The following is a 21,121-nucleotide window of genomic DNA, read 5'->3' as shown; positions in this document are numbered from 1 at the left end:
CGAGGAGGCCCCATGCCCGCGCCCATCGACCCGTCGGACAAGATCGCGCAGTACGCCCACCCGGAACGACTCGTGAGCACCACCTGGCTCGCCGACCACCTGAAGGACCCGGGGATCGTCGTGGTCGAGTCCGACGAGGACGTCCTGCTCTACGAGACGGGGCATATCCCGGGCGCCGTGAAGGTCGACTGGCACACCGAGCTGCAGCACCCGCAGATGCGCGACTACCTGGACGGCGCGGCGTTCGCCGAGCTCATGGGCAGCAAGGGCATCACGCGCGACACGACGATCATCGTGTACGGGGACAAGAACAACTGGTGGGCCGCCTACACGGCCTGGGTGTTCACCCTGTTCGGGCACGCGGACGTGCGCCTGCTCGACGGCGGCCGGGGGCTGTGGAGCGCGGAGGGCCGCGAGCTCACCACCGACGTCCCGGCGCCCGCGCCGGTCGAGTACCCGGCGGTCGAGCGGGACGACACCGCGATCCGCGCCTTCCGCGAGGACGTCCTGAGCCACCTCGGCAACGGCCCGCTCGTCGACATCCGCTCACCGCAGGAGTACACGGGCGAGCGCATCGCCATCCCGGACTACCCGGAGGAGGGTGTGCTGCGCGGCGGCCACATCCCCACGGCACGCAACGTCCCGTGGGCGACGGCGGTCGCCGAGGACGGCACGTACAAGACGCGCGAGGAGCTCGAGGCGATCTACACGTCCGGCCTGGGCATGAGCCCTGACGACGCCGTGATCACCTACTGCCGCATCGGCGAGCGCTCGAGCCACACCTGGTTCGCACTCGCCTACCTGCTCGGCTACACCGACGTGCGCAACTACGACGGCTCGTGGACCGAGTGGGGCAACGCCGTCCGCGTCCCCGTGGCGACGGGCGGCGAACCGGGCACGGTCTGACAGGTCAGTCGCGGCCGAACTCCTTGCGCAGCTCGTCCTTGGCGCGCTCGAGCACCTTGCGCTGGTCCGGGTCGAGCTCCTTGCCCGCGCGGTTCACATAGAACGTGAGCATCGACATCGCTGAGCGGTACGGGGAGCTCTTGCGCCGGCCGCTCGACTCCGCGGACCGCTTGAGGGATCTGGCGATGCGCGCGGGGTCGCCCCACGTGAAGACGCCGTCCTCCAGGTCCAGGGCGTCACTGCCCTCGGTGACGTCCTGGGACCAGCGGTCGGGGTCCTTGCCCGACCGCTTGCCCGACCGCTTCTTCTCGGCCATGCATCAACCGTACGACGCCGCCCGGTCGCTCGCTCGAGCCCTGCGCGCGGTGGGAGGATGAACAGATGAGCACCAACGACGTCGACCTGCCCGAGGCCCTCGCCGAGCTGCGGGACGCCTTTCTGGAGACGCCCGAGAAGGACCGGCTCCAGCTGCTGCTGGAGGTGTCCCGCGAGCTTCCGCCGTTGCCCGCCAGGTACGCGGACGCGCCGGAACGGCTCGAGCGTGTGCAGGAGTGCCAGTCCCCCGTCTATGCGTTCGCCGAGGTGGACGACGCCGGAGTGGTCGCCTTCCACGCGAGCGCACCGGAGGAGGCGCCCACGACGCGCGGCTTCGCATCGATCCTGGCGCAGGGGCTGACCGGGCTCACCGCACAGCAGGTGCTGGACGTGCCCGAGGACTACCCCCTCCAGCTCGGCCTCACCAAGGTGGTCAGCCTGCTGCGACTCAACGGCATGGCGGGCATGCTGACCCGGGCCAAGCGCCAGGTCCGGGAGCAGTTGGCGGCCGCACAGGTCTGACGACGCTCGCCTACCCGGCGCTGAGGCGGTCGCGGAGCCACGGGACGCAGGCCTCGGCCTGGATCCGCTGGAACGCGCGCACGTGCGGGATGCCGGGCGGCGGGTCCAGCAGCGAGCTGCGCGCGAAGTAGGCCGTCAGGACCGCCACCCAGACGGTGACCGCCTCGTGGTCGACGTCCGCGGGGAGCGACGTCCGCTCGAGGACGTCCTCCGGGGCCGGCCCGCCACCCGCGTGCACCGCCGGGAGCATGCCGGTCTGGTCCAGGAACTGGGCGCCGCGCACGGAGTGCGGCCAGTCAACGGCCACCGCCTCCTCCACGCCGTCGGCCCGCCGGACGACGACGGCGTTGTCGGCGCGCAGATCACCGTGCACCAGGTGCCGGCCGGCGAACGCCTCGAGCTGCCGCTCGGGCGTGACTATCCCCGCGATCCGGTCGAGGTTCTTCGCCAGCCAGGGGTCGTAGGCCGCCAGACCGGCCGGGCGCTCGTCGGCCAGCAGGGCGGCCTCGGGCCAGGTGTGCTCGGCGAAGACAGGGAACGGCCCGCCGTCCGGCACCTCGTGCTGGGCGATGCGACGGGCGAGGTGCTGCAGCCGGTCGAGATCGTCGAGGTCCCACGGCTCGGTCCGGGGCGCCCGCCCGCTGACGACGTCGGACGCGATGACCACCCACGCCGGGTCCCCGCCCTCGACGTCGGGCAGCTCGAGGATCCAGCGAAAGGCGGGCGCGGGGACGCCGTCGGGCAAGGCCGCCGCGTGAACGGCCTCCCGCCGGTGCAGGCGCGCGGCGACCGCGTGCTCGGTCGAGGCGACCTTGACGAAGACCATGCCCGTGGCGGATTCCAGCGAGAGCGCCCAACCGGGCGAGTAACCGCCGTCGTGCGAGGTCCATCCGGTGATCGAGGAACCGACCTGCGCGGCGATGGCGGCGCGCACGTGCTCGGGGAGGTCGGGCCAGGTGGGTCGCACGCGAGTCATGCCGCGATCATGCCAACCGTCCGCAGAGCCTGACGAGAGGAATTCGGGCCTCGTCGGTGTCAGGAAGCCGTGAGACGATACGGGCACGCATGACGGGAAGAGTCCGCCGTGACCACGGGCTTGGTCCGGCACCTTCGATTCCCTTCAGGAGTACGTCATGTCCGTGGTCCGCTGGTCCGAGGACGGGACACCCCGCTCCGCTCGCTGGCGCTCGGAGAACGCCACTCCCCCACCGGCCCGCGTCGTCGTCGTCGACGACCGCACCACCGCCAAGGCCGCCTATCGGATGGCTCGGAGCGGCGCGGGCCTGCTCTGGCGCGGCGACTTCCACAACGCCAGGCAGCTCCTGCGTGCCGTGGACCGGCTGCACGGCCGCTCCCGCTCCGCGTCGGTCAGCAAGGGCACGGCGGACGACGGCGCCGCCGCCCTCTTCCACAGGCATCGTGCGGGACGTGCGGAACGGGCCCGCCTGCTCGGGAGCCTGCTGGTCGTGCTCGAGCCCGACCACACCCTGCGGCTGGGCCGCGCGCCCGACGTCCGCGCGGCCATCGACCACGCCTACGGCACGGCTGACGGCGACACCGCAGTCGCCGGCGTGACCGACGGCGACTCGGCCGACAGCGAATCGGCCGACGGCGCGAGCGGCCGGACGTGCCTGGCGCTCACCGAGCTCGTCGGCGTGCTCAGCGCGTACCAGTGGCACGAGCAGGGCGTCGAGATCGCCGCCCTTGGCGCGCGCATCCATCCCGCGTACGGCGTCTTCTCGCCGGTGCGCGGCGAGTACGTCGACCTCGTCGCCCAGGCACCCTTCGCAGGGGGCGAGGCACCGGCGGTCGTCTTCGACCTCGGCACGGGGACAGGGGTGCTCGCCGCCGTCCTGGCCCGCCGCGGGGCCGGCCGGGTCGTCGCCACCGACATCAATCCCCGAGCGGTGGCCTGCGCCCGCGACAACCTGCACCGGCTGGGGCTCGCTGACCGCACACAGGTCCGCGAGGCGGACCTGTGGCCGAGCGGACGTGCCGACCTGATCGTGTGCAACCCGCCGTGGCTGCCCGCGCGTCCGACCTCCGCCCTCGAGCTCGGGATCTACGACGCCGGCTCCGACGTGCTCCACCGATTCCTCGACGGGCTCGCCGACCACCTCGCTCCGGCCGGCGAGGGCTGGCTCGTTCTCTCGGACCTCGCCGAGCACCTCTGCCTACGCACACGGGACGAGCTCCTCGCCCGCATCGCCGACGCCGGCCTGCGGGTCGCCGGCCGCCACGAGACGAACCCGCAGCATCCCCGAGCCAACGACGCCGCCGACGCGCTGCACGAAGCGCGACGGCGCGAGGTCACGTCCCTGTGGCGGCTGGTACGGGACTCCTGAACTGGCCGACCGCCCGTATCACCACTGTGATGTCTGGGTTACGGGTATTCCTGTCGCTCTGCCGCAGAGTTCGATCCTGGAATGTCTTGATTCATTCCCCGAATACTTCGATGCGTTCCGATTGACAGGGCGAAAATGGCGTCGGACTCTTCTTCGTGGTGAACACACGTGTGTGCTCCACCGCTGTTTCGACGGAGCTATTCGAGGGGAAACACCATGATCCGAGGATTCCGTGTAATCAGTCGTGCTGTAGTCACCGCGGCCGTCTCGGCCGGCCTGGTCTGTGCAGCCACAACAGGTGCGAGCGCACTGGTGACGGCCGACGGCGACACGCCGGCGGCCGCAGCCACCGCAACCGACCCGATGCCGGACGTCGCGGCCGAGACCGAGGCGGTCCAGGACGTCGAGGCCGTCCCGGACGTGGCGGCCGTACCGGACGTCGCGACCGAGACGGTCCCGGACGTCGCGACCGAGGTCGAGGCAGTCCCGGACGCCGCCGCCGAGACCGGGGCCGAGACCGATGTCCCGACCGAGGCCGACGCCGCGACCGGCGCTGATGCCGCCACCGAGGCCGACGTCACGACCGAGGCCGTACCCGACGTCCCGGTCGACAACCCGGTGCCCGACGTCCCGGTGGACGGCCTGCCCGACGTCCCCGTGGACAACCCCGTGCCGGACGTTCCGGTGCCGGACGTCCCCGTCCCGGACCTTCCGGTGCCCCTCCCGGTCCCGACCGCCGGCCTGCTGGACACCGTGCTCGGCGCGGTCGACGGTCTGCTCGCCGCCGTCCTCGGCCTCCTCGGTGGCGGCCTCCCCGTCCCCGTCCCTGTCCCCGGGGTGTGACGACCTACCCCGCCAACTTGCCGGACGTCGCCAGCACGGCCGGTATCTGACGTCTTTTGCGCCAGCTGTTCGCAACGGTGGACTGGCACAAAAGACAGCTGTGGAGCCCTTTCCTGGATTTCCAGGAAAGGGCCTCACTGCTGTATGAAGAAGCAATCAGGCATTTCCTCGGTAACCGGCGGACTGCCTCATGGGTTTATCTCAGAGGCTCTGCGCGATCCGCCGTACGGCCGCGTGCAGCCGGTCCGGAGTGTTCGCGGCGTACCCGATCACCAGGCCAGGGGGCCCAGCGCCCATCCGGTGCGCCGACAAGGGCTGCACACGGACGCCGGCCTCGCCGGCCCGCCCGGCGGCCGCACGGTCGTCGATGCCGGGCAGCGTCACCATCAGGTGCAGGCCGGCGGCCACCCCGTGAGCGGTGCTGTCGGGCAGATGCGCGGCAAGTGCCGCGAGCAGGGCGTCGCGGCGGGCACGGTGGCGTCGCCGGACCTGGCGGAGGTGGCGCTCGAACCCGCCAGAGGTGATGAAGTGCGCCAGGGCGAGCTGAGGCAGCGCGGGGCTCGCGAGATCGGTCCAGTACCGGGCCTCGACCAGCTCGGCCTGGAGCGCGGCCGGCGCGAGGAGCCAGCCGATGCGGATGGCCGGGGCCAGCGACTTGGACACGCTGCCGAGGTGCACCACGTGGTCGGGCGCGAGCGCACGCAGCGCCGGGACCGGCGGGCGGTCGTAGCGGTGCTCGGCGTCGTAGTCGTCCTCGATGACCAGACGCCTGGGCGGGCGTCCGGAGCCCGACGGCGGTGCGCCGTGCGCCCACGCGACGAGCTCCCGTCGACGGTCCGGGGCGAGCACCACACCCGTGGGGAACTGGTGCGCGGGAGTGACCACCACGGCGTCGACCCCCGTTCTGCCGAGCGCGGCCACGTCGAGCCCGTCGTGGTCCACCGGGACCGGGACCGGCTCCAGGTCCCACCGTCGCAGGTGCTCGCGCGCCCCGAACGAGCCCGGGTCCTCGAACCCGATCCGGCGCAGCCCCTGGGCCCCGAGCGCCCGGGCGAGCAGCATGAGGCCCTGGGAGACGCCGTTGACCACGAGGATGTCGTCCGGACGGGCGCGCAGCCCTCGGGTGCGCGCGAGCCAGCCGGCGAGCGCCTCGCGGAGCGCGGGCAGACCGCGCGGGTCCCCGTAGCCGAGCTCGCTCGACGCCAGCCCGGTCAGCGCCGACCGTTCGGCGCGAGCCCAGGCGGCACGAGGGAACGCGGACAGGTCGGGCAGCCCGGGTGCCAGGTCGATCAGGTCCGGCAGGTCGGCACGGTGGTCCGGCGTCGCCGTGCCGGTCGGGGCAGGCGGGACGCCCGCAAGGCCCGATGCCGTGGCCGTCCGCGCACCGACGTCGGGCCGCGGCCGCGGGGCGGACGACGGGGCGGACATCGGTGCCCATGCCGTGCGGACCGTCGTGCCGCCGCCGTGGTGGCCGGACAGCAGGCCCTCGTCGGTGAGACGCCGGTAGGCGTCGACCACCACGCCGCGCGAGCAGCCCAGCTGGCCCGCCAGGACGCGGGTCGCGGGCAGCCGGTCGCCCGGTGCGAGCCGGCCGTCGGACACCGCGTCCCGCACCGCCTCGGCGAGCCACGCCGTGAGGCTGCCGCGGCCGGCCTGGGCGGGGTCGAGCTGGAGAAAGTCGGCCCCTGGCATCTTGGTCCCCTTGATCATCGTGATCTTGGCCCTGTCAGATATACCAAAGTTCGAGCAGGCTCGCGGGCATGACGACCAGCACCCGACCGGCGGCACGGACCGAGCACACGGACCAGCAGGCGAGACCATGGTCCGGACCGCTGTACGCGGGCATCGGGATGGCGCTGGTCGGCAGCCAGGTGGCGGTGTCGGGCGTGCTCGCCGACGCTCCACTCTTCGCGGTGCAGGCTCTCCGGTACACGGTCGCTGCCGCCGTCCTCGTACTGGTCCTGCGGGTGACCCGCCAGGCCGTTCCCGTCCCGCGCGGCCGGGAGTGGGCGTGGCTGGCGGGCGTGGCGCTGAGCGGGCTGGTGCTGTTCAACGTGGGCGTGGTGCGCGGCGTCGCGCACGCCGAGCCAGCGGTGATCGGTGTCGCCGTCGCGGCGGTGCCCATCCTGCTGGCGCTGGTGGGCCCGCTGCTCGGGCGCACCCGGCCGACGCCGCTCGTGGTGGTCGCGGCGGTGGTGGTGACCCTGGGCGCCGTCCTGGTGACCGGTGGTGGGCGCACCGATTCCGCCGGGCTGGGCTACGCGCTGCTGACGCTGCTCTGCGAGGCCGGGTTCACGCTGCTGGCGGTGCCGGTGCTGCGCAGGCTCGGGCCGCACGGGGTGTCGCTCCATGCGGTCTGGATCGCGGCGGCGGCGCTCTGGGCACTGAGCCTCACCACAGAGGGGCCGGGCGCCGTCCTGACGCTGCGCGCCGAGCACCTGCCCGCCACGCTGCACCTCGCGCTCGGTGTCACGGTGGTGGCGTTCCTGCTCTGGTACACGGCGGTCGGGCGGATCGGTCCGGGGCGTGCCGGGCTGTTCACCGGCGTGGTGCCCGTCGCGTCGGCGGTGGGCAGCGTGCTGCTCGGCGGCCCCGTGCCGGGACCGCTGGTGTGGGTGGGCGTCGCGGTGGTCGTCGCGGGCGTCGTGCTCGGGGCTCAGCCGGCCGGCCGTGGCTCGCGGCCCAAGAGGCGCAGAGCGTCGAGCCACGGACCGGTGCCGCGTGGCGACGTCCGGCGCCGTCGGCCTCACTCCTCGAACCGGTAGCCCGATCCCGGATGGGTGAGAATATGGCGCGGGTGGGACGGGTCCTGCTCCAGCTTGCGCCGCAGCTGCGCCGTGTAGACGCGGAGATAGTTGGTCTCCGTCGAGTACGCGGGGCCCCAGACCTCGTGCAGCAGGAGCTTGCGGTCCACGAGCCGGCCGCGGTTGCGCACGAGCACCTCCAGCAGCGCCCACTCGGTAGGGCTGAGCCGCACCTCGGCGCCGGCGCGGGACACCTGCCGGCGCGCCAGGTCGATCCGCAGCTCCCCTGCCGTGACCACGGGTTCCTCGGACTGGGTCGGCTCCGCTCGCCGGACGGCGGCGCGCAGCCGTGCGAGGAGCTCGTTCATCGCGAACGGCTTGGTCACGTAGTCGTCGGCACCCGCGTCCAGGGCGTCGACCTTGTCGTCGCCGAGCTGGCGCGCGGACAGCACCACGATCGGCACCCGCGTCCAGCCCCGGATCCCCTCGATGACGTCGAGGCCCGGCATGTCGGGCAGGCCGAGGTCGAGCAGCACCACGTCCGGCCGGGCCGACGCCACGGCATCAAGGGCCGCCGCGCCCGTCGGTGCGGCGGTGACGTCCCAGCCGTGCGCCCGCAGGTTGATGGCCAGCGCGCGGGCCAGCGCGGCGTCGTCGTCCACCACGAGCACCCGGTTGCCCGACGCCGATGCCCGCTCGCCCCCGCCACCTGGCTCACCGATCACAGGCCCATCCCATCATGGTCGGCGTCCCGGGCGCGTGGCACCGTGAGCACCATCGTCAGGCCGCCGCCCGGGGTGTCCTCGGCGGCGATCCACGCACCGACGGCGGCCGCGAGGCCCGACGCGACGGCCAGGCCGAGGCCCAGGCCGCCCGTGCTCGTGTCGTCGAGGCGCTGGAACGGCTCGAACATGGTGGCCTTGCGGTCGTCCGGAACGCCGGGTCCGGTGTCCGCCACGCGCAGCTCGACGGTCTCCCGCGTCGCGGAGGCCGTGACCAGGACCTTCGCCCCGGCCGGGGAGTGCCGCACCGCGTTCGAGACGACGTTCGCCACCACCCGCTCGAACAGGCCCGGGTCGGTGCGCACGAGCGGGAGGTCCTCCGGCACGTCGAGGGCCAGCCCGGACAGCCACGGCTCGACGGCGATCGGCACCACCTCCTCCAGCGACGCGGCGCGCAGGGCCGGGCGCACGGCCCCGGTCTGCAGGCGCGACAGGTCCAGGAGGTTGCCGATGAGCCGTTCGAGGCGGTGCGTCGAGTCGGCGATCGTCGCCGTCAGGGTGTCGCGGTCCTCCCGGTCGAGCTCGACGTCGGGCGAGGCGAGCCCGTCCACGGCCGTGCGGATCACCGCGAGCGGCGTGCGCAGGTCGTGGGAGACCGCGGCGAGCAGCGCCGTGCGTGTGCGCTCGGTCTGCTCCAGCACCTCCGCCTGCGCCGCCTGCTCGCGCAGCCGCCGGTGCTCCAGGACGATCCCGGCCTGCGCGCCGAACGCCTCGACCACCTGCCGGTCCGTCGCCGGGAGCACCCGCCCGGCCAGGAGCAGCCGGTGCCGGTCGTCGATCGCCACCTCGGTCACGGGTCCGTCCGGGACCTGCTCGGCGCCCCTCGACTCGTGCGCGACGACCGTCCACGGAGCGCGTTCGTCGGCACGTTCCTCCAGCCGCACGCCGGACATCGCGAAGGTCTGTGCCAGCCGCTGCACGATCGCCTGGGCCGTGTCCTGCCCGGACAGCACCGAGCGCGACAGCGCGGCCAGCGTGGACGCCTCGGCGCGGGCCCGATAGGCCTGAGTGGTGCGGCGCGCCGCGAGGTCGACCACCGACGCGACGGCGACCGCGACCACCACGAAAACAGCGAGCGCGAACACGTTCTCGGCCTCCGCGATCGTCCATCGGGTCACCGGGGGCGTGAAGAACCAGTTGAGGCAGAGGTTCGACACGATGGCGGCCACGATGGCCGGCCAGAGCCCGCCGATCATGGCGACCCCGACCACGCCGGCCAGGAGCAGCATGGCGTCGGTCGCGAGGGCCACGTCGTCCCGGCCGATCAGCAGGAGGATGGCGGTCAGAGCCGTCGGCATCGCGAGCGCCGACCCCCAGCCCGCGGCCCTGCGCCCCGGTGACAGCGACGAGTACCGGGACCCCACGCCGACTCCCATGCGGGCCCGCTCGTGCGTCACGAGGTGCACGTCGATGGCGCCCGACAGGCGCGCGATCTCCGCTCCGGAGGAACCGAGCAGCGCCTGCCGCCACACGCTGTGCCGGGACACGCCCACCACGATCATCGTCGCGTTGACCCCGCGCGCGAAGTCCACGACCGCTGACGGCACGTCCTCCCCGACGACCGTGTGGAACGAGCCACCGAGCGACTCCACCAGGGCCCGGTGCGCGCTGATGGTGGCCGACGGCGTCGACGGCAGCCCGTCCGTCGGCAGCACGTGCACGGCCAGCAGCTCCGTGCCGGCGGCGCGCTGCGCGATCCGCGCACCCCGGCGCAGCAGCGTCTCCGTCTCGGGGCCACCGGTGACGGCGACGACGATGCGCTCGCGGGCCGGCCAGGTGCCGTCGATGGCGTGGTCGGCGCGGTACCTGGTCAGGGCGTCGTCGACGCGGTCGGCGAGCCACAGCAGGGCGAGCTCGCGCAGCGCCGTCAGGTTGCCGACGCGGAAGAACGACGACATGGACGCGTCGATCTGCTCGGCCCGGTACACGTTGCCGTGGGCGAGCCGGCGCCGCAGCTGCTGCGGCGAGAGGTCGACGAGCTGGATCTGGTCGGCGTCGCGCACCACCTGGTCGGGCACCGTCTCCCGCTGCCGGACGCCGGTGATCGCCTCGACGTCGTCGGTCAGCGACGCGAGGTGCTGCACGTTGACCGTGGTGACCACGTCGATGCCTGCGTCGAGCAGGTCGTGCACGTCCTGCCAGCGCTTGGCGTGCTGCGACCCGGGTGCGTTGGTGTGCGCGAGCTCGTCCACGAGCGCCACCTTGGGCGCCCGTTCCAGCACGGCCGCCACGTCGAGCTCCGTGAGCATGGTCCCGCGGTGCTCGACGAGCCGCCGCGGGACCATCTCCAGGTCCCTGATCCGGTCGACGGTCGCCGCCCGGCCGTGCGTCTCCACGAGGCCGATCACGACGTCGGTGCCGCGTGCGCGGCGACGGCACGCCTCGTCGAGCATGGCGTAGGTCTTGCCCACGCCAGGGGCCGCCCCGAGGTAGACGGTGAGGCGGCCCCGGCGTCCGGTGGTCATGGCCTCAGTGTGCGACATCGAGAGCGAGGTTGAGCTGCAGGACGTTCACCCGCGGCTCGCCGAGCACGCCCAGGTCGCGTCCGGTGGTGTGCTGCGCCACCAGGTCGGCCACCTCGGCGTCGGTCAGGCCCCTGGCGGCCGCGACCCGCGCGACCTGGATCGCCGCGTACTCGGGGCTGACGTGCGGGTCGAGGCCCGAGGCCGAAGCCGTGACGGCGTCGGCGGGGACGTCGGCCGGGGCCACCCCCTCCAGGTCGGCGACCGCCGCCTTGCGCTCCTCGATGGAGGCGACCAGGTCGGGGTTGAGCGGGCCCAGGTTGGACCCGCCGGACGCGAGGGTGTCGTACTCGCCGGCCGACGGCCGAGGGTGGAAGTACTGCTCGCCCGCGAAGCCCTGGGCGATCAGCGCGGATCCGGCCGCGTCGTCGCGCGAGGTGGTGCGCGCGCCGTCGGACCCGACGAGCGAGCCGTTGGCCTGCCAGCCGAAGGCCATCTGCCCGACGGCGGTCATCGCGAGCGGGTAGGCCAGCCCGGTCAGCAGGGTGAAGGCGAGCAGCATGCGTAGCCCGGCCAGCGAGTGGCGGGTCAGCGTCGCGAGGTCGCTCGCCGCTGTGGTCGTTGCCATGTGAGTTCCTTTCCAGGTCCGCTGCACGGTCCGGGCTACAGGCCAGGGAGCAGCGAGACGACGAGGTCGATGAGCTTGATCCCGACGAACGGGGCGACCAGGCCGCCGAGACCGTAGATCAGCAGGTTGCGCCGCAGCAGGTCCGACGCCGACGCCGGCCGGTACCGCACACCGCGCAGCGACAGCGGGATCAGCACGAGGATGATCAGCGCGTTGAAGATGACGGCCGACAGGATCGCCGAGCCGGGGCTCGACAGCCGCATGACGTTCAGCACCTCGAGCTGCGGGAACACCGTGAGAAACATGGCGGGCAGGATCGCGAAGTACTTCGCGACGTCGTTCGCGACGGAGAACGTGGTCAGCGCGCCGCGCGTGATGAGCAGCTGCTTGCCGATCTCCACGATCTCGATGAGCTTGGTGGGGTCGGAGTCGAGGTCCACCATGTTGCCCGCCTCCTTGGCGGCGGACGTGCCGGTGTTCATCGCGACGCCGACGTCGGACTGAGCGAGCGCGGGGGCGTCGTTCGTGCCGTCCCCGGCCATGGCGACCAGCCTGCCGCCCTCCTGCTCGCGGCGGATCAGGTCGAGCTTGTCCTCGGGCGTGGCCTCCGCCAGCACGTCGTCCACCCCCGCCTCGGCGGCGATGGCCCGCGCGGTCACCTGGTTGTCGCCCGTGACCATGACGGACCGGATGCCCATCGCGCGCAGCTGGTCGAACCGCTCGCGCATCCCCTCCTTGACCACGTCCTTGAGCCGGACGACGCCGAGCACGCGAGCCGGCGCCTCGCCGACCTGCTCGGCGACGACGAGGGGCGTGCCGCCCGTCCGGGACACGGCGTCGACGTGGGCCGCCAGCTCCTCGGCTTCCTGCTCGGAGAGCTGCGCACCGGTGCTGTGCACCCAACGCTGGACGGCGCTGCCGGCCCCCTTCCGGATGCGGACGGCGCCCGGCAGGTCCACCCCCGACATCCGCGTCTGCGCGGTGAACGCCACCCACTCCACCCCGTCCGTTGAGTGCTGGGTATTTGTGGGGTCAGCAGGCTCCGGCCCCACAAATACCCCGCACTCAGCGGAGGAGTAGCGGGCGTCGACCAGCTCGACGATGCTTCGGCCCTCCGGCGTCTCGTCCGCCAGCGAGGCCAGGCGCGCCGCGGCGGCCAGCTCGTCCGGGGTCACCCCGCCCACCGGCAGCACCTCCGTCGCGCGCCGGTTGCCGTAGGTGATGGTGCCGGTCTTGTCGAGCAGCAGCACGTCGACGTCACCCGCCGCCTCGACCGCCCGGCCCGACATCGCCAGCACGTTGCGCTGCACCAGCCGGTCCATGCCCGCGATGCCGATGGCGCTGAGCAGCGCGCCGATCGTCGTCGGGATCAGGCAGACCAGCAAGGCCACCAGCACCAGCAGCGACTGCCGCGAGCCCGAGTACACCGCGAACGGCTGCAGCGTCGCGACAGCCAGGAGGAACACGATGGTGAGCGACGTGAGCAGGATGTTCAGTGCCACCTCGTTCGGCGTCTTCTGCCGCTCGCTGCCCTCCACCAGCGCGATCATCCGGTCCACGAACGTCGAGCCCGCCGGCGCCGTGATGCGCACGACGATCTGGTCGGACAGGACCACCGTGCCGCCGGTGACCGCGCTGCGGTCGCCGCCGGACTCCCTGATGACCGGGGCCGACTCACCCGTGACCGCCGACTCGTCCACCGACGCGACGCCCTCGATGACGTCGCCGTCGCCCGGCAGGGTCTCCCCCGCCGCGACCACCACGACGTCGCCCACCTGGAGCGTCGAGGACGGCACCTCGACCGTCGGCAGCAGGTCCAGGCGCGAGCCCGACGCCAGCGTGTCCTGCGCAGCGGTGACCTTGCGCGCCGTCGTCTGCCGCTGCGTCGCCCGCAGGGTGGAGGCCTGCGCCTTGCCCCGCGACTCCGCCACCGACTCCGCGAGGGTCGCGAAGAACACCGTCGCCCACAGCCACACGGCGATCCACCCGGCGAACACGCCGGGCTCGATGATCGCGAGGACCGTCGTGACGAGTGCACCCACCTCGACCACGAACATCACCGGCGACGTGTACAGCACGCGCGGATCGAGCTTCCGCAGCGCGCCAGGGAGCGCCGCCCGCAGCTGCGCCCAGGTCAGGGCACGCGGGGTCGAACGCTTCGGGCGGTGCGCGGTTCCAGCAGGTACGTGGGCGGGCGCCTCGGGGACGCTCCGGGTGTCGATGGTCATGACAGGGACTCCACAACGGGACCGAGGGACAGGACGGGAATGAAGGTGAGCCCCACGACGACGAGCGCCACCGCGGCCAGCAGACCGGCGAACAGCGGACGGTGCGTCGGCAGCGTGCCCGACGTCGCCGGGACCGCCGTCTGGCTCGCGAGCCTGCCGGCCAGGGCCAGCACCAGGGCTATCGGGACGAAGCGCCCGGCCAGCATCGCCAGGCCCTGGGCCACCTCGTAGAACGGGGTGCCCGTGGTCAGGCCCGCGAACGCCGACCCGTTGTTGTTCGCCGCCGACGCGAACGCGTACAGCACCTCGGACAGACCATGCGGGCCGGGGTCCTGGATCCCCGCCAGCCCCGGCTCGACGACGACGGCCACCGCCGTGCCGACCAGCACCAGCGCGGGCACCGTCAGCACGTACAGCGCGACGATCGTCATCTCCGGGCGGCCGATCTTCTTGCCCAGGTACTCCGGGGTACGACCCACCATCAGGCCCGCGACGAACACCGCGACCACCGCCAGCAGGAGCATCCCGTACAGGCCGGCGCCCACCCCGCCCGGCGCCACCTCGCCCAGCAGCATGTTGAACAGCAGCATGCCGCCACCCGGCGCCGTGAACGAGTCGTGCATCGAGTTCACCGACCCCGTCGACGTCGCCGTCGTCGACACCGCGAACAGGGCGCTCGCGGCGAGCCCGAACCGCGACTCCTTGCCCTCCATGGCGGCACCCGCCGCCTGGGGCGCGGCACCGGGGCCCGCCAGCTCGGCCCAGGTGGTCAGCGCCAGCGACGCCGCCCAGAGGCCACCCATGACGCCGAGGACCGCCCAGCCCTGGCGGCGGTCGCCGACCATGATGCCGAACGCCCGCGGCAGGGTGAACGGGATGACGAGCAGCAGGAAGATCTCGACGAGGTTCGTGAACGGCGTCGGGTTCTCGAAGGGGTGCGCCGAGTTCGCGTTGAAGAACCCGCCACCGTTGGTGCCGACGTTCTTGATGGCCTCCTGAGAGGCGACCGGACCGCCCAGCACGTGCTGGGTGGCGCCCTCCACCGTGCGGATCGCCGTGTGCGGGTCCAGGTTCTGGATGACGCCGCACGCCATCAGCACGATCGCGGCGACGACGGAGAGCGGCAGGAGGACACGGACCACGCCGCGGGTCAGGTCGGACCAGAAGTTGCCGACGCGCGCGTCGGTACCCGAGCGGGCGAAGCCGCGCACCAGGGCGATGGCGACGGCCATGCCGACGGCCGCCGAGACGAAGTTCTGCACGGTGAGGCCGGTCATCTGGAGCAGGTGTCCCGCGGCGGCCTCCCCCGAGTACCACTGCCAGTTCGTGTTCGTGGTGAAGCTGACGGCGGTGTTCCAGGCGCCGCCCGGGTCGAGCCCGGTGAAGCCGAGGTCCCACGGCAGGTAGGCCTGGAGCCGCCCCAGCCCGTAGAGAAAGAGCACGGAGACGAGCGAGAAGCCCAGCAGCGACATCAGGTAGGTGGTCCAGCGCTGCTCAGCGTCCGGGTCCACGCGCACGGCGCGGTACCAGAGGCGCTCGGCCCGCAGGTGGTTCGGGCTGCTGTAGGTACGCGCCAGGTACGCGCCCAGCGGTACGTGCACGGCGGCGAGCGCGGCGACCAGCACAAGGATCTGCGCCAGTGCCACGAGCACGGGGGCTGCGGTGCTCATGACGATCACCGCGTCCGGTCGGCGCGCAGCAGCGCCACGAAGAGGTACCCGAGGCCGGCCAGCGTGAGCACCAGGCCCACGACGTCGAACGCGTTCACTTCCGCCTCCCCAGGGGGTCGGCGGACGAGTCGCGCGGGGCGGTCTCGTGCGTGGCGGCGCGACGCGCCACCAGGGCCACCGCGGTGAAGAACACCACGGTCAGGAGGATGTAGGCCAGATCGGTCATGCCACTGGTCTACGCCGGTGCGCGACCGGTGGAAGCGGTCCTTGACGGAACGTTGACACCGGGCGCCGGGACCCTGACAGGCCTCTAACGGGTTACCTCGTCAGGGCCGGTTCCGGACAGCAGACGACCCCAACACCCTGCACGCCACCTGCGGCGTGTCGCGTGCATGGTGTTGGGGTCGTCCGGGCCGATCCGGGCCGATCCGGGCCGGGGGCCTCAGAAGTCGAAGAGGTCCTCCAGAAAGGACTCCTTGCGCTTCTTCTTGTAGCGCGGGTCGTACCGGCGGTCGCCGTCGTACCGGCGGTCGCCGTCGTAGCGCCGGTCGCCGTCGTACCGGCGGTCCCGGTCGTAGCGGCGGTCGTCGTCGCGCCGACGGTCGTCGTACCGCGGGTCGTAGGCCGGCTGCGACGAGCCGTACGGGCCCGCCTGCACGGGGTTGGGCACCGGCGGGGCGGGAGGGGCCGGCGCTACAGGAGGGGCGGGCGCCGTCGGCCGGTTCTCGGCGGCGATCTCGTTCTCCACCGAGCGGTCGATGACCTTGTCGAGCTCACCACGGTCGAGCCACACGCCACGACACGTGGGGCAGTAGTCGATCTCGATCCCCTTGCGCTCGGACATGACGAGCGTGGTCTGGTCGATGGGGCACAGCATCGTAAGGGTCTCCTTGCGGTCGTCGTCTGCAGATCATCAACGGACGGGCCGAGCGTGCGGTTCCGCGACGTCAGGATCAGACGCCGGGGTCCATGTAGGGCCCCACGCTCTCACGGGCCGCCGGATCACCCAACAGCGCGAGCCCCGAGTAGACGGTGGCCGTCGCACCGCCGTCCTGGGACGTCGCCACCAACCACACGACCGCCGCGACCAGGAGCAGCCCCACGAGGACGGCCGACGCGATCTTCCAGACCGACCACGGGCGCTCGCCCACGACCTCGGCCGTGCGGGCGTTGACGAGCACCTGGAACGGCTTGCCGCCGTACAGGTACGTCGCGATCCACACCGGGAGCAGCAGGAGCTTGTACGTGATCTCCGAGTAGCCGGTGTCCACGTGGTGCACCCGCTGGACGTCGCCGCCGATGTCCCGCTCGCAGTCGTTCTCGATGACGGGCGCCATCTTCTGCTTGGCGACGTCCAGGCCCGCCTCCGGCTCGACGTCGTACCGCAGCGTCTCGTAGCCCGCCAGGTAGTCGGGCTGGTACTGCGCTGCCTGCTCCAGCGGCCACGGGCTGAGCTTCGCAAGGTGCTCCGGCATGACCCGCCCGGTCCCCGCGACGAGCACGTCGTCGAAGGCCCGCGCCACCGTGCCGGACGCGGGGTACCAGCGGGTCTTCTGCACCTGCCGGGTCTGCGTCTGGCTGCGGCCCTCGGAGTCGGTGGTGGTGTACGTCTCGGTCACCCAGTAGTGCTCGCCGCGCTGCCCCGTGTAGGCGGACCGGGTCTGCGCGTCGAACGTCCAGTGGGGCAGGTAGACGCCGTGCGCCTGCTCCGCGGACACCACCTTCTTCAGGGCCGACGGCGCGAACCACCGCGAGCGCACCCACTTCTGCAGGGCGCTCTGCATCGACGGCCTGTCGACCCCGAACGGGAGGACCGCCTCCGGTTCGACCAGGCCGAGCGCCTCGACCTCTGCGACCATCGGCGATCCGCAGAACCCGCACTTCTGCGACAGGTGACCGCTGGTGGTCAGCGCGCCGCACGTGCCGCACTGGTACTCGTGCGTGGCCGGGGCGGCCGCGCGTGGCGTGGCGGCGAGGCTCGCGAAGTCGTGCTCACGCACCTCGCCGACGGCGGTGACCTGCTGCGCGTGCCCGCAGTACGGGCAGGTCAGCGTCCCGGTCCCGGCCGCGAACTCGACGCTGGCCCCGCACTGCTCGCACGGGTAGGCGTGGTGGGCGGTCGTGCCGCCCTCTGTGAGCTCCGCCATCCTCAGGCCTGCGGCAGCGGGGGCGGGGTGGCGCCCAGGTGCTTCGCGACGTCGGGTACCGCCGACGCCGGCTCCCAGCCGGCCATCCCGGCGCGCCAGATCAGCGTGCCGGGCGTGAGCGTGCCTGCGGCGGCCTGGCCGGCCAGCGCGGCGTCGTCGAACGGGCCGGTCTGCGCGCCGGCGTTGCCGAGGTACCAGCCGGGCAGCGGCGGCGGACCCGACGCCGGAGCCGCGGCCGCCGGTGCGGGTGCGGGTGCGGGTGCCGACTGGGTGGGCGGAACTATCGCGTTGCCCACCGACTGGCCGAGGCCCATGCCGATCACGGCACCGGCGCTGCCGCCGCCCTCGGCCGCGGCCTCCATCGCGGCGCCCGCCTGGAACTGCTGGAAGGCGGCCATGCTGCCGACGGTCCCGGAGGAGACGATGCCCATGGACGTGCGCTTGTCGAGCGCCTCCTCGACCTCTGGCGGCAGGGAGATGTTCTCGATGACGAAGTTCGGCACCGAGATGCCCAGCTCCGCGAGCTCCTCGGTGAGCTTGGTCGCGAGCTGGTCGCCGAGCTGGGCGTGATGGGCGGCGAGGTCGATCACGGGGATCCCGGCGGACGCGAGTGCGCTCGCGAGGTGGCTCACGACGTTCTGACGCAGGTACTCGTGCACCTCGTCGGTGCGGAACCGCTGATCGGTGCCGACGAGCTCGCGCAGCAGCTTCTGCGGGTCGGTGACGCGGGCGGCGAACGCGCCGAAGGCGCGCAGGCGCACCATGCCCAGCTCCGGGTCCCGCATCATGACGGGGTTCTTGGTGCCCCACTTCAGGTCGGTGAACTGGCGGGTGCTGACGAAGTACACCTCGGCCTTGAAGGGCGAGTGGAAGCCGTACTTCCAGCCCTTCAGCGTCGACAGCACCGGCAGGTTCTGGGTCTCGAGCGTGTAGGTGCCCGGCTCGAACACGTCGGCGATCAGGCCCTCGTTGACGAAGACGGCGGTCTGCGACTCGCGCACGACGAGCTGTGCGCCCATCTTGATCTCGTTCTCGTAGCGAGGGAACCGCCACACGATGGTGTCCCGTGTGTCGTCGAGCCATTCGACGATGTCGACCAGCTCGCCCTTGATCTTGTCCAGCAGGCCCATGACGTGCTCCTTCGTTCTCTACCTACCCGGCTGCTCGCCCGGACGCTGCAAGCACTGGGACCCTACAATTCCTGCCCACCCCGGCGAAACGAAAGCAGCGCCGAGGGGGCGGCGTGACCAGCCACGTGGCGGCGGAGCGACGACGTATCACGTGGCAGCCGTATCACGTGGCAGCGGACGACTGCCAGCACCCCTGACATGTGAGAGAGTTTCACCAGCAGGGGTGACACCCGGCGAACCTGTCCGGAGGTGCAAGGACCGATGACCGTCCTCGTGGCGTACAACGAGTCGCCCCAGGGTGAGGCCGCGATGCGTGCCGCCGTCACCGAGGCGGTGCGACGCCGGCAGGAGCTGGCAGTCCTCGTCCTCACGCCCCAGGTGGGTGCCAACGTCCCCGCGGCGCTGGCGCATCTGCTCGACACCGTCCCCGGCACCGTCACGGTCGCGCCGATCACCTTCCGCTCCGAGCAGGCCGACGTCGCCGATGCGATCGTCGACCAGGCCGAGGCGGTCGCGGCGGACCTCGTGGTCATCGGCTCGCGCAAGCACTCGACGGTCGGCAAGTTCCTCGTCGGGTCGACGACGCAGCGCGTGCTGCTCGACTCCCCCGCACCGGTCCTGGTGGTCAAGGCCGGCTACGCCTGACAGTCCTTTCTACTTCACGGCGCCCGACGTGATGCCCGAGATGATCTTGCGCTGAGCGACGATGAAGACGACCAGCAGCGGCAGGCTCATCAGCACCACGTAGGCGAAGATCAGGTGCCAGTTCTCCAGGTACAGCCCGGCGCTGGCGACCTGGAACAGGTTCAGCGGCAGGGTGTCCAGGCGCCCGCCCACGACGAAGAACGCATAGAAGACGTCGTTCCACACGTACAGGCAGATCAGGATGGTCGCCGTGGACAGCACGGGCGCCAGGAGCGGCAGGATGATCCGGCCGAACACGCGCAGCGGCCCCGCCCCGTCGACCCGGGCCGCCTCCTCGAGCTCCATCGGGATCGTGCGGATGAACCCGGTGACGAAGAAGATGACCGTCGACAGGTACATCCCCATGTAGACGCCGATCATCCCCACCGCGGTGCCCGCGAGGCCGAGCTGGCGCAGCAGCAGCACGACGGTCACGACGGCGGGCGGCAGCACGATGCCGCTGATAGCCAGCGCGTAGAGCACCGCCATGAGCCGCGAGCTGCGCCGGGCGAGCACCCACGAGGCGAGCGACCCGAGCGCGAGCACGCCGACGACCGCTGGGACCATGACCAGCAGGCTCCCGAAGAACGCGGCGGGCACGCGGCCCTGCTCCCAGACGGCCGCGAAGTTCTCGGCGTACTGCCACGTGGCGGGCAGGGAGAGGTCAGGGTCCAGGGCCTCGCCCTGGGTCTTGCCCGCGGTGACGACCACTATCCACAGCGGCATGCCGATGAGCAGGACGACGGCGAGGATCGCCGCCACCGGCTGGACGCGCCGCCAGAACCCGTGCCGGGTGTTCACGCGCCTGCCGTTCACGTGCCGCGTGGAGCTCACAGGACTTCCTCTCTCTTGCGCAGGGTCCGGATGACCGGGAACGCGAGGGCCACCACGACGACGAACAGCACGAGGCTCATGGTCGTGGCCTGCGCGAACAGACCCTGCCCGAACGTGCGGAAGATGAAGATGTTGAGCAGCTCGGTCGTCCGCGCGGGCCCGCCGCCCGTGGTCGCCTGGACGATGTCGAACCCGTTCATCGAGCCGAGCAGGGCGGTCGCGACGTTGAAGGTCAGCGCGGGTGCGAGCAGCGGGAACCGGATGTCGCGGAAGGTGGTCCAGGCCGAGGCGCCGTCGAGCCGGGCGGCCTCGAGCACGTCCTCGCTGATGGTCTTCAGGCCGGCGAGGTAGATGAGCATGGACAGCCCCATCCACTTCCAGGCGTGGACCAGGGCGACGACCACCAGCGTCCATGTGGTGTCGCCCAGCCAGGGAATCGTGACCGGGTGGCCCACCACGGCGCCGAGGATCGCGTTGGCGGCGCCGTCCGGCTTGAGGATGGCCTGGAACACGTACCCGGCGGCCAGCGCGGACATGACGACCGGGATGAAGAACATGACCCGGGCGAACCGGTTGATCCGGGTGTCCCGCTCCAGGAGCAGCGCGAGCAGCAGCCCGAAGACGTTCTGGAAGACGGCCACGAGCACCGCGTAGACCAGCGTGATCCGCAGGGACGACAGCAGGGTTCCGCTCGAGATGAGGTCACGGAAGTTCCGCAGCCCGACGAACCCGATCTCGCTCTTGAAGCTCGACCAGTCGGTGAACGAGTAGACGAAGTTGAAGACCGTCGGCAGGAAGAAGAACACCCCGAGGACCGCGAACGCCGGGACGAGGTACCGGCCCGGGTGGGCGGCGCGGTGGCGGTGGTCGGTGCGCACCGG

21 protein-coding genes are annotated in these 21,121 nt (G+C 72.2%); 6 read left to right on the top strand and 15 right to left on the bottom strand.

Annotation, left to right across the window (positions count from 1 at the left end):
• Positions 1-12 precede the first annotated feature (12 nt).
• A complete protein-coding gene (locus AB0F40_RS12415) occupies positions 13-906 on the top strand; it encodes a sulfurtransferase (RefSeq protein ID WP_357467308.1) in 894 nt (297 codons plus the stop codon).
• 4 nt (positions 907-910) lie between these two features.
• Here the strand turns inward: AB0F40_RS12415 and AB0F40_RS12410 are convergent, their stop codons facing one another.
• A complete protein-coding gene (locus AB0F40_RS12410; RefSeq protein ID WP_357467307.1) occupies positions 911-1,222 on the bottom strand; it encodes a DUF3175 domain-containing protein in 312 nt (103 codons plus the stop codon).
• Positions 1,223-1,287: 65 nt separating this feature from the next.
• Between AB0F40_RS12410 and AB0F40_RS12405 the strand changes: the two genes are divergently transcribed.
• Positions 1,288-1,743 carry a SufE family protein gene (locus tag AB0F40_RS12405; protein ID WP_357467305.1) on the top strand — a complete coding sequence of 152 codons (456 nt, stop codon included), beginning with the start codon at positions 1,288-1,290 and terminating at the stop codon, positions 1,741-1,743.
• 10 nt (positions 1,744-1,753) lie between these two features.
• On the opposite strand, the gene AB0F40_RS12400 is transcribed toward AB0F40_RS12405, so the two are convergent.
• A complete protein-coding gene (locus tag AB0F40_RS12400) occupies positions 1,754-2,719 on the bottom strand; it encodes a hypothetical protein (protein WP_357467302.1) in 966 nt (321 codons plus the stop codon).
• Positions 2,720-2,876: 157 nt separating this feature from the next.
• Here AB0F40_RS12400 and AB0F40_RS12395 point away from each other — a divergent pair, with 157 nt between their 5' ends.
• Both AB0F40_RS12395 and AB0F40_RS12390 read left to right on the top strand, forming a co-directional pair.
• On the top strand, positions 2,877-4,088 hold the full coding sequence (locus AB0F40_RS12395) for a class I SAM-dependent methyltransferase (protein ID WP_357467300.1): 1,212 nt from the start codon (positions 2,877-2,879) through the stop codon (positions 4,086-4,088).
• Between the two features lie 312 nt (positions 4,089-4,400).
• Positions 4,401-4,931, top strand: a complete 531-nt coding sequence (locus AB0F40_RS12390) for a hypothetical protein (protein WP_357467297.1) — start codon at positions 4,401-4,403, stop codon at positions 4,929-4,931.
• 201 nt (positions 4,932-5,132) lie between these two features.
• Here the strand turns inward: AB0F40_RS12390 and AB0F40_RS12385 are convergent, their stop codons facing one another.
• Positions 5,133-6,641, bottom strand: a complete 1,509-nt coding sequence (locus AB0F40_RS12385; protein ID WP_357467294.1) for a PLP-dependent aminotransferase family protein — start codon at positions 6,639-6,641, stop codon at positions 5,133-5,135.
• A 50-nt stretch (positions 6,642-6,691) separates the two neighbouring features.
• Here AB0F40_RS12385 and AB0F40_RS12380 point away from each other — a divergent pair, with 50 nt between their 5' ends.
• Positions 6,692-7,696: a DMT family transporter gene (locus AB0F40_RS12380; RefSeq protein WP_357467291.1), complete on the top strand. Its 1,005-nt coding sequence runs from the start codon at positions 6,692-6,694 to the stop codon at positions 7,694-7,696.
• Here AB0F40_RS12380 and AB0F40_RS12375 read toward each other — a convergent pair.
• The 10 genes from AB0F40_RS12375 to AB0F40_RS12330 form a co-directional block, all read right to left on the bottom strand.
• On the bottom strand, positions 7,678-8,400 hold the full coding sequence (locus AB0F40_RS12375) for a response regulator (protein WP_357467289.1): 723 nt from the start codon (positions 8,398-8,400) through the stop codon (positions 7,678-7,680). The genes AB0F40_RS12380 and AB0F40_RS12375 overlap by 19 nt on opposite strands.
• Positions 8,397-10,922, bottom strand: coding sequence for a DUF4118 domain-containing protein (locus tag AB0F40_RS12370; RefSeq protein WP_357467286.1), 2,526 nt, complete (start codon positions 10,920-10,922; stop codon positions 8,397-8,399). The genes AB0F40_RS12375 and AB0F40_RS12370 overlap by 4 nt, the downstream gene beginning before the upstream one ends.
• 4 nt (positions 10,923-10,926) lie before the next feature.
• Positions 10,927-11,547, bottom strand: coding sequence for a potassium-transporting ATPase subunit KdpC (gene kdpC / locus AB0F40_RS12365; protein WP_357467284.1), 621 nt, complete (start codon positions 11,545-11,547; stop codon positions 10,927-10,929).
• Between the two features lie 35 nt (positions 11,548-11,582).
• Entirely contained in the window at positions 11,583-13,775 is a 2,193-nt protein-coding gene (kdpB, locus tag AB0F40_RS12360; RefSeq protein WP_357467283.1) for a potassium-transporting ATPase subunit KdpB, read from the bottom strand.
• On the bottom strand, positions 13,772-15,445 hold the full coding sequence (gene kdpA / locus AB0F40_RS12355) for a potassium-transporting ATPase subunit KdpA (protein WP_357467280.1): 1,674 nt from the start codon (positions 15,443-15,445) through the stop codon (positions 13,772-13,774). The genes kdpB and kdpA overlap by 4 nt, the downstream gene beginning before the upstream one ends.
• 5 nt (positions 15,446-15,450) lie before the next feature.
• Complete coding sequence (gene kdpF, locus AB0F40_RS12350; RefSeq protein WP_357467279.1) at positions 15,451-15,543, bottom strand: K(+)-transporting ATPase subunit F; 93 nt, start codon at positions 15,541-15,543, stop codon at positions 15,451-15,453.
• Positions 15,540-15,671 carry a hypothetical protein gene (locus AB0F40_RS12345; RefSeq protein ID WP_357467278.1) on the bottom strand — a complete coding sequence of 44 codons (132 nt, stop codon included), beginning with the start codon at positions 15,669-15,671 and terminating at the stop codon, positions 15,540-15,542. The genes kdpF and AB0F40_RS12345 overlap by 4 nt, the downstream gene beginning before the upstream one ends.
• 216 nt (positions 15,672-15,887) lie before the next feature.
• Positions 15,888-16,322: a zf-TFIIB domain-containing protein gene (locus AB0F40_RS12340; RefSeq protein ID WP_357467276.1), complete on the bottom strand. Its 435-nt coding sequence runs from the start codon at positions 16,320-16,322 to the stop codon at positions 15,888-15,890.
• A 76-nt stretch (positions 16,323-16,398) separates the two neighbouring features.
• Positions 16,399-17,592, bottom strand: a complete 1,194-nt coding sequence (locus tag AB0F40_RS12335) for a hypothetical protein (RefSeq protein ID WP_357467274.1) — start codon at positions 17,590-17,592, stop codon at positions 16,399-16,401.
• A gap of 2 nt (positions 17,593-17,594) precedes the next feature.
• Positions 17,595-18,722 (bottom strand): SPFH domain-containing protein, encoded by a 1,128-nt coding sequence (locus AB0F40_RS12330; protein WP_357467271.1) that lies wholly within the window; start codon positions 18,720-18,722, stop codon positions 17,595-17,597.
• Positions 18,723-18,983: 261 nt separating this feature from the next.
• Between AB0F40_RS12330 and AB0F40_RS12325 the strand changes: the two genes are divergently transcribed.
• Positions 18,984-19,367 carry a universal stress protein gene (locus AB0F40_RS12325; protein ID WP_357467269.1) on the top strand — a complete coding sequence of 128 codons (384 nt, stop codon included), beginning with the start codon at positions 18,984-18,986 and terminating at the stop codon, positions 19,365-19,367.
• Positions 19,368-19,376: 9 nt separating this feature from the next.
• On the opposite strand, the gene AB0F40_RS12320 is transcribed toward AB0F40_RS12325, so the two are convergent.
• Both AB0F40_RS12320 and AB0F40_RS12315 read right to left on the bottom strand, forming a co-directional pair.
• A complete protein-coding gene (locus AB0F40_RS12320) occupies positions 19,377-20,240 on the bottom strand; it encodes a carbohydrate ABC transporter permease (protein WP_357467266.1) in 864 nt (287 codons plus the stop codon).
• On the bottom strand, positions 20,237-21,118 hold the full coding sequence (locus AB0F40_RS12315; RefSeq protein WP_357467263.1) for a sugar ABC transporter permease: 882 nt from the start codon (positions 21,116-21,118) through the stop codon (positions 20,237-20,239). Before AB0F40_RS12315 ends, AB0F40_RS12320 begins: the two co-directional genes overlap by 4 nt.
• Positions 21,119-21,121 lie beyond the last annotated feature (3 nt).

Source organism: Promicromonospora sp. NPDC023987 (assembly GCF_040639055.1).
GTDB lineage: Bacteria > Actinomycetota > Actinomycetes > Actinomycetales > Cellulomonadaceae > Promicromonospora.
This window is presented reverse-complemented; position numbering and strand designations above follow the sequence as displayed.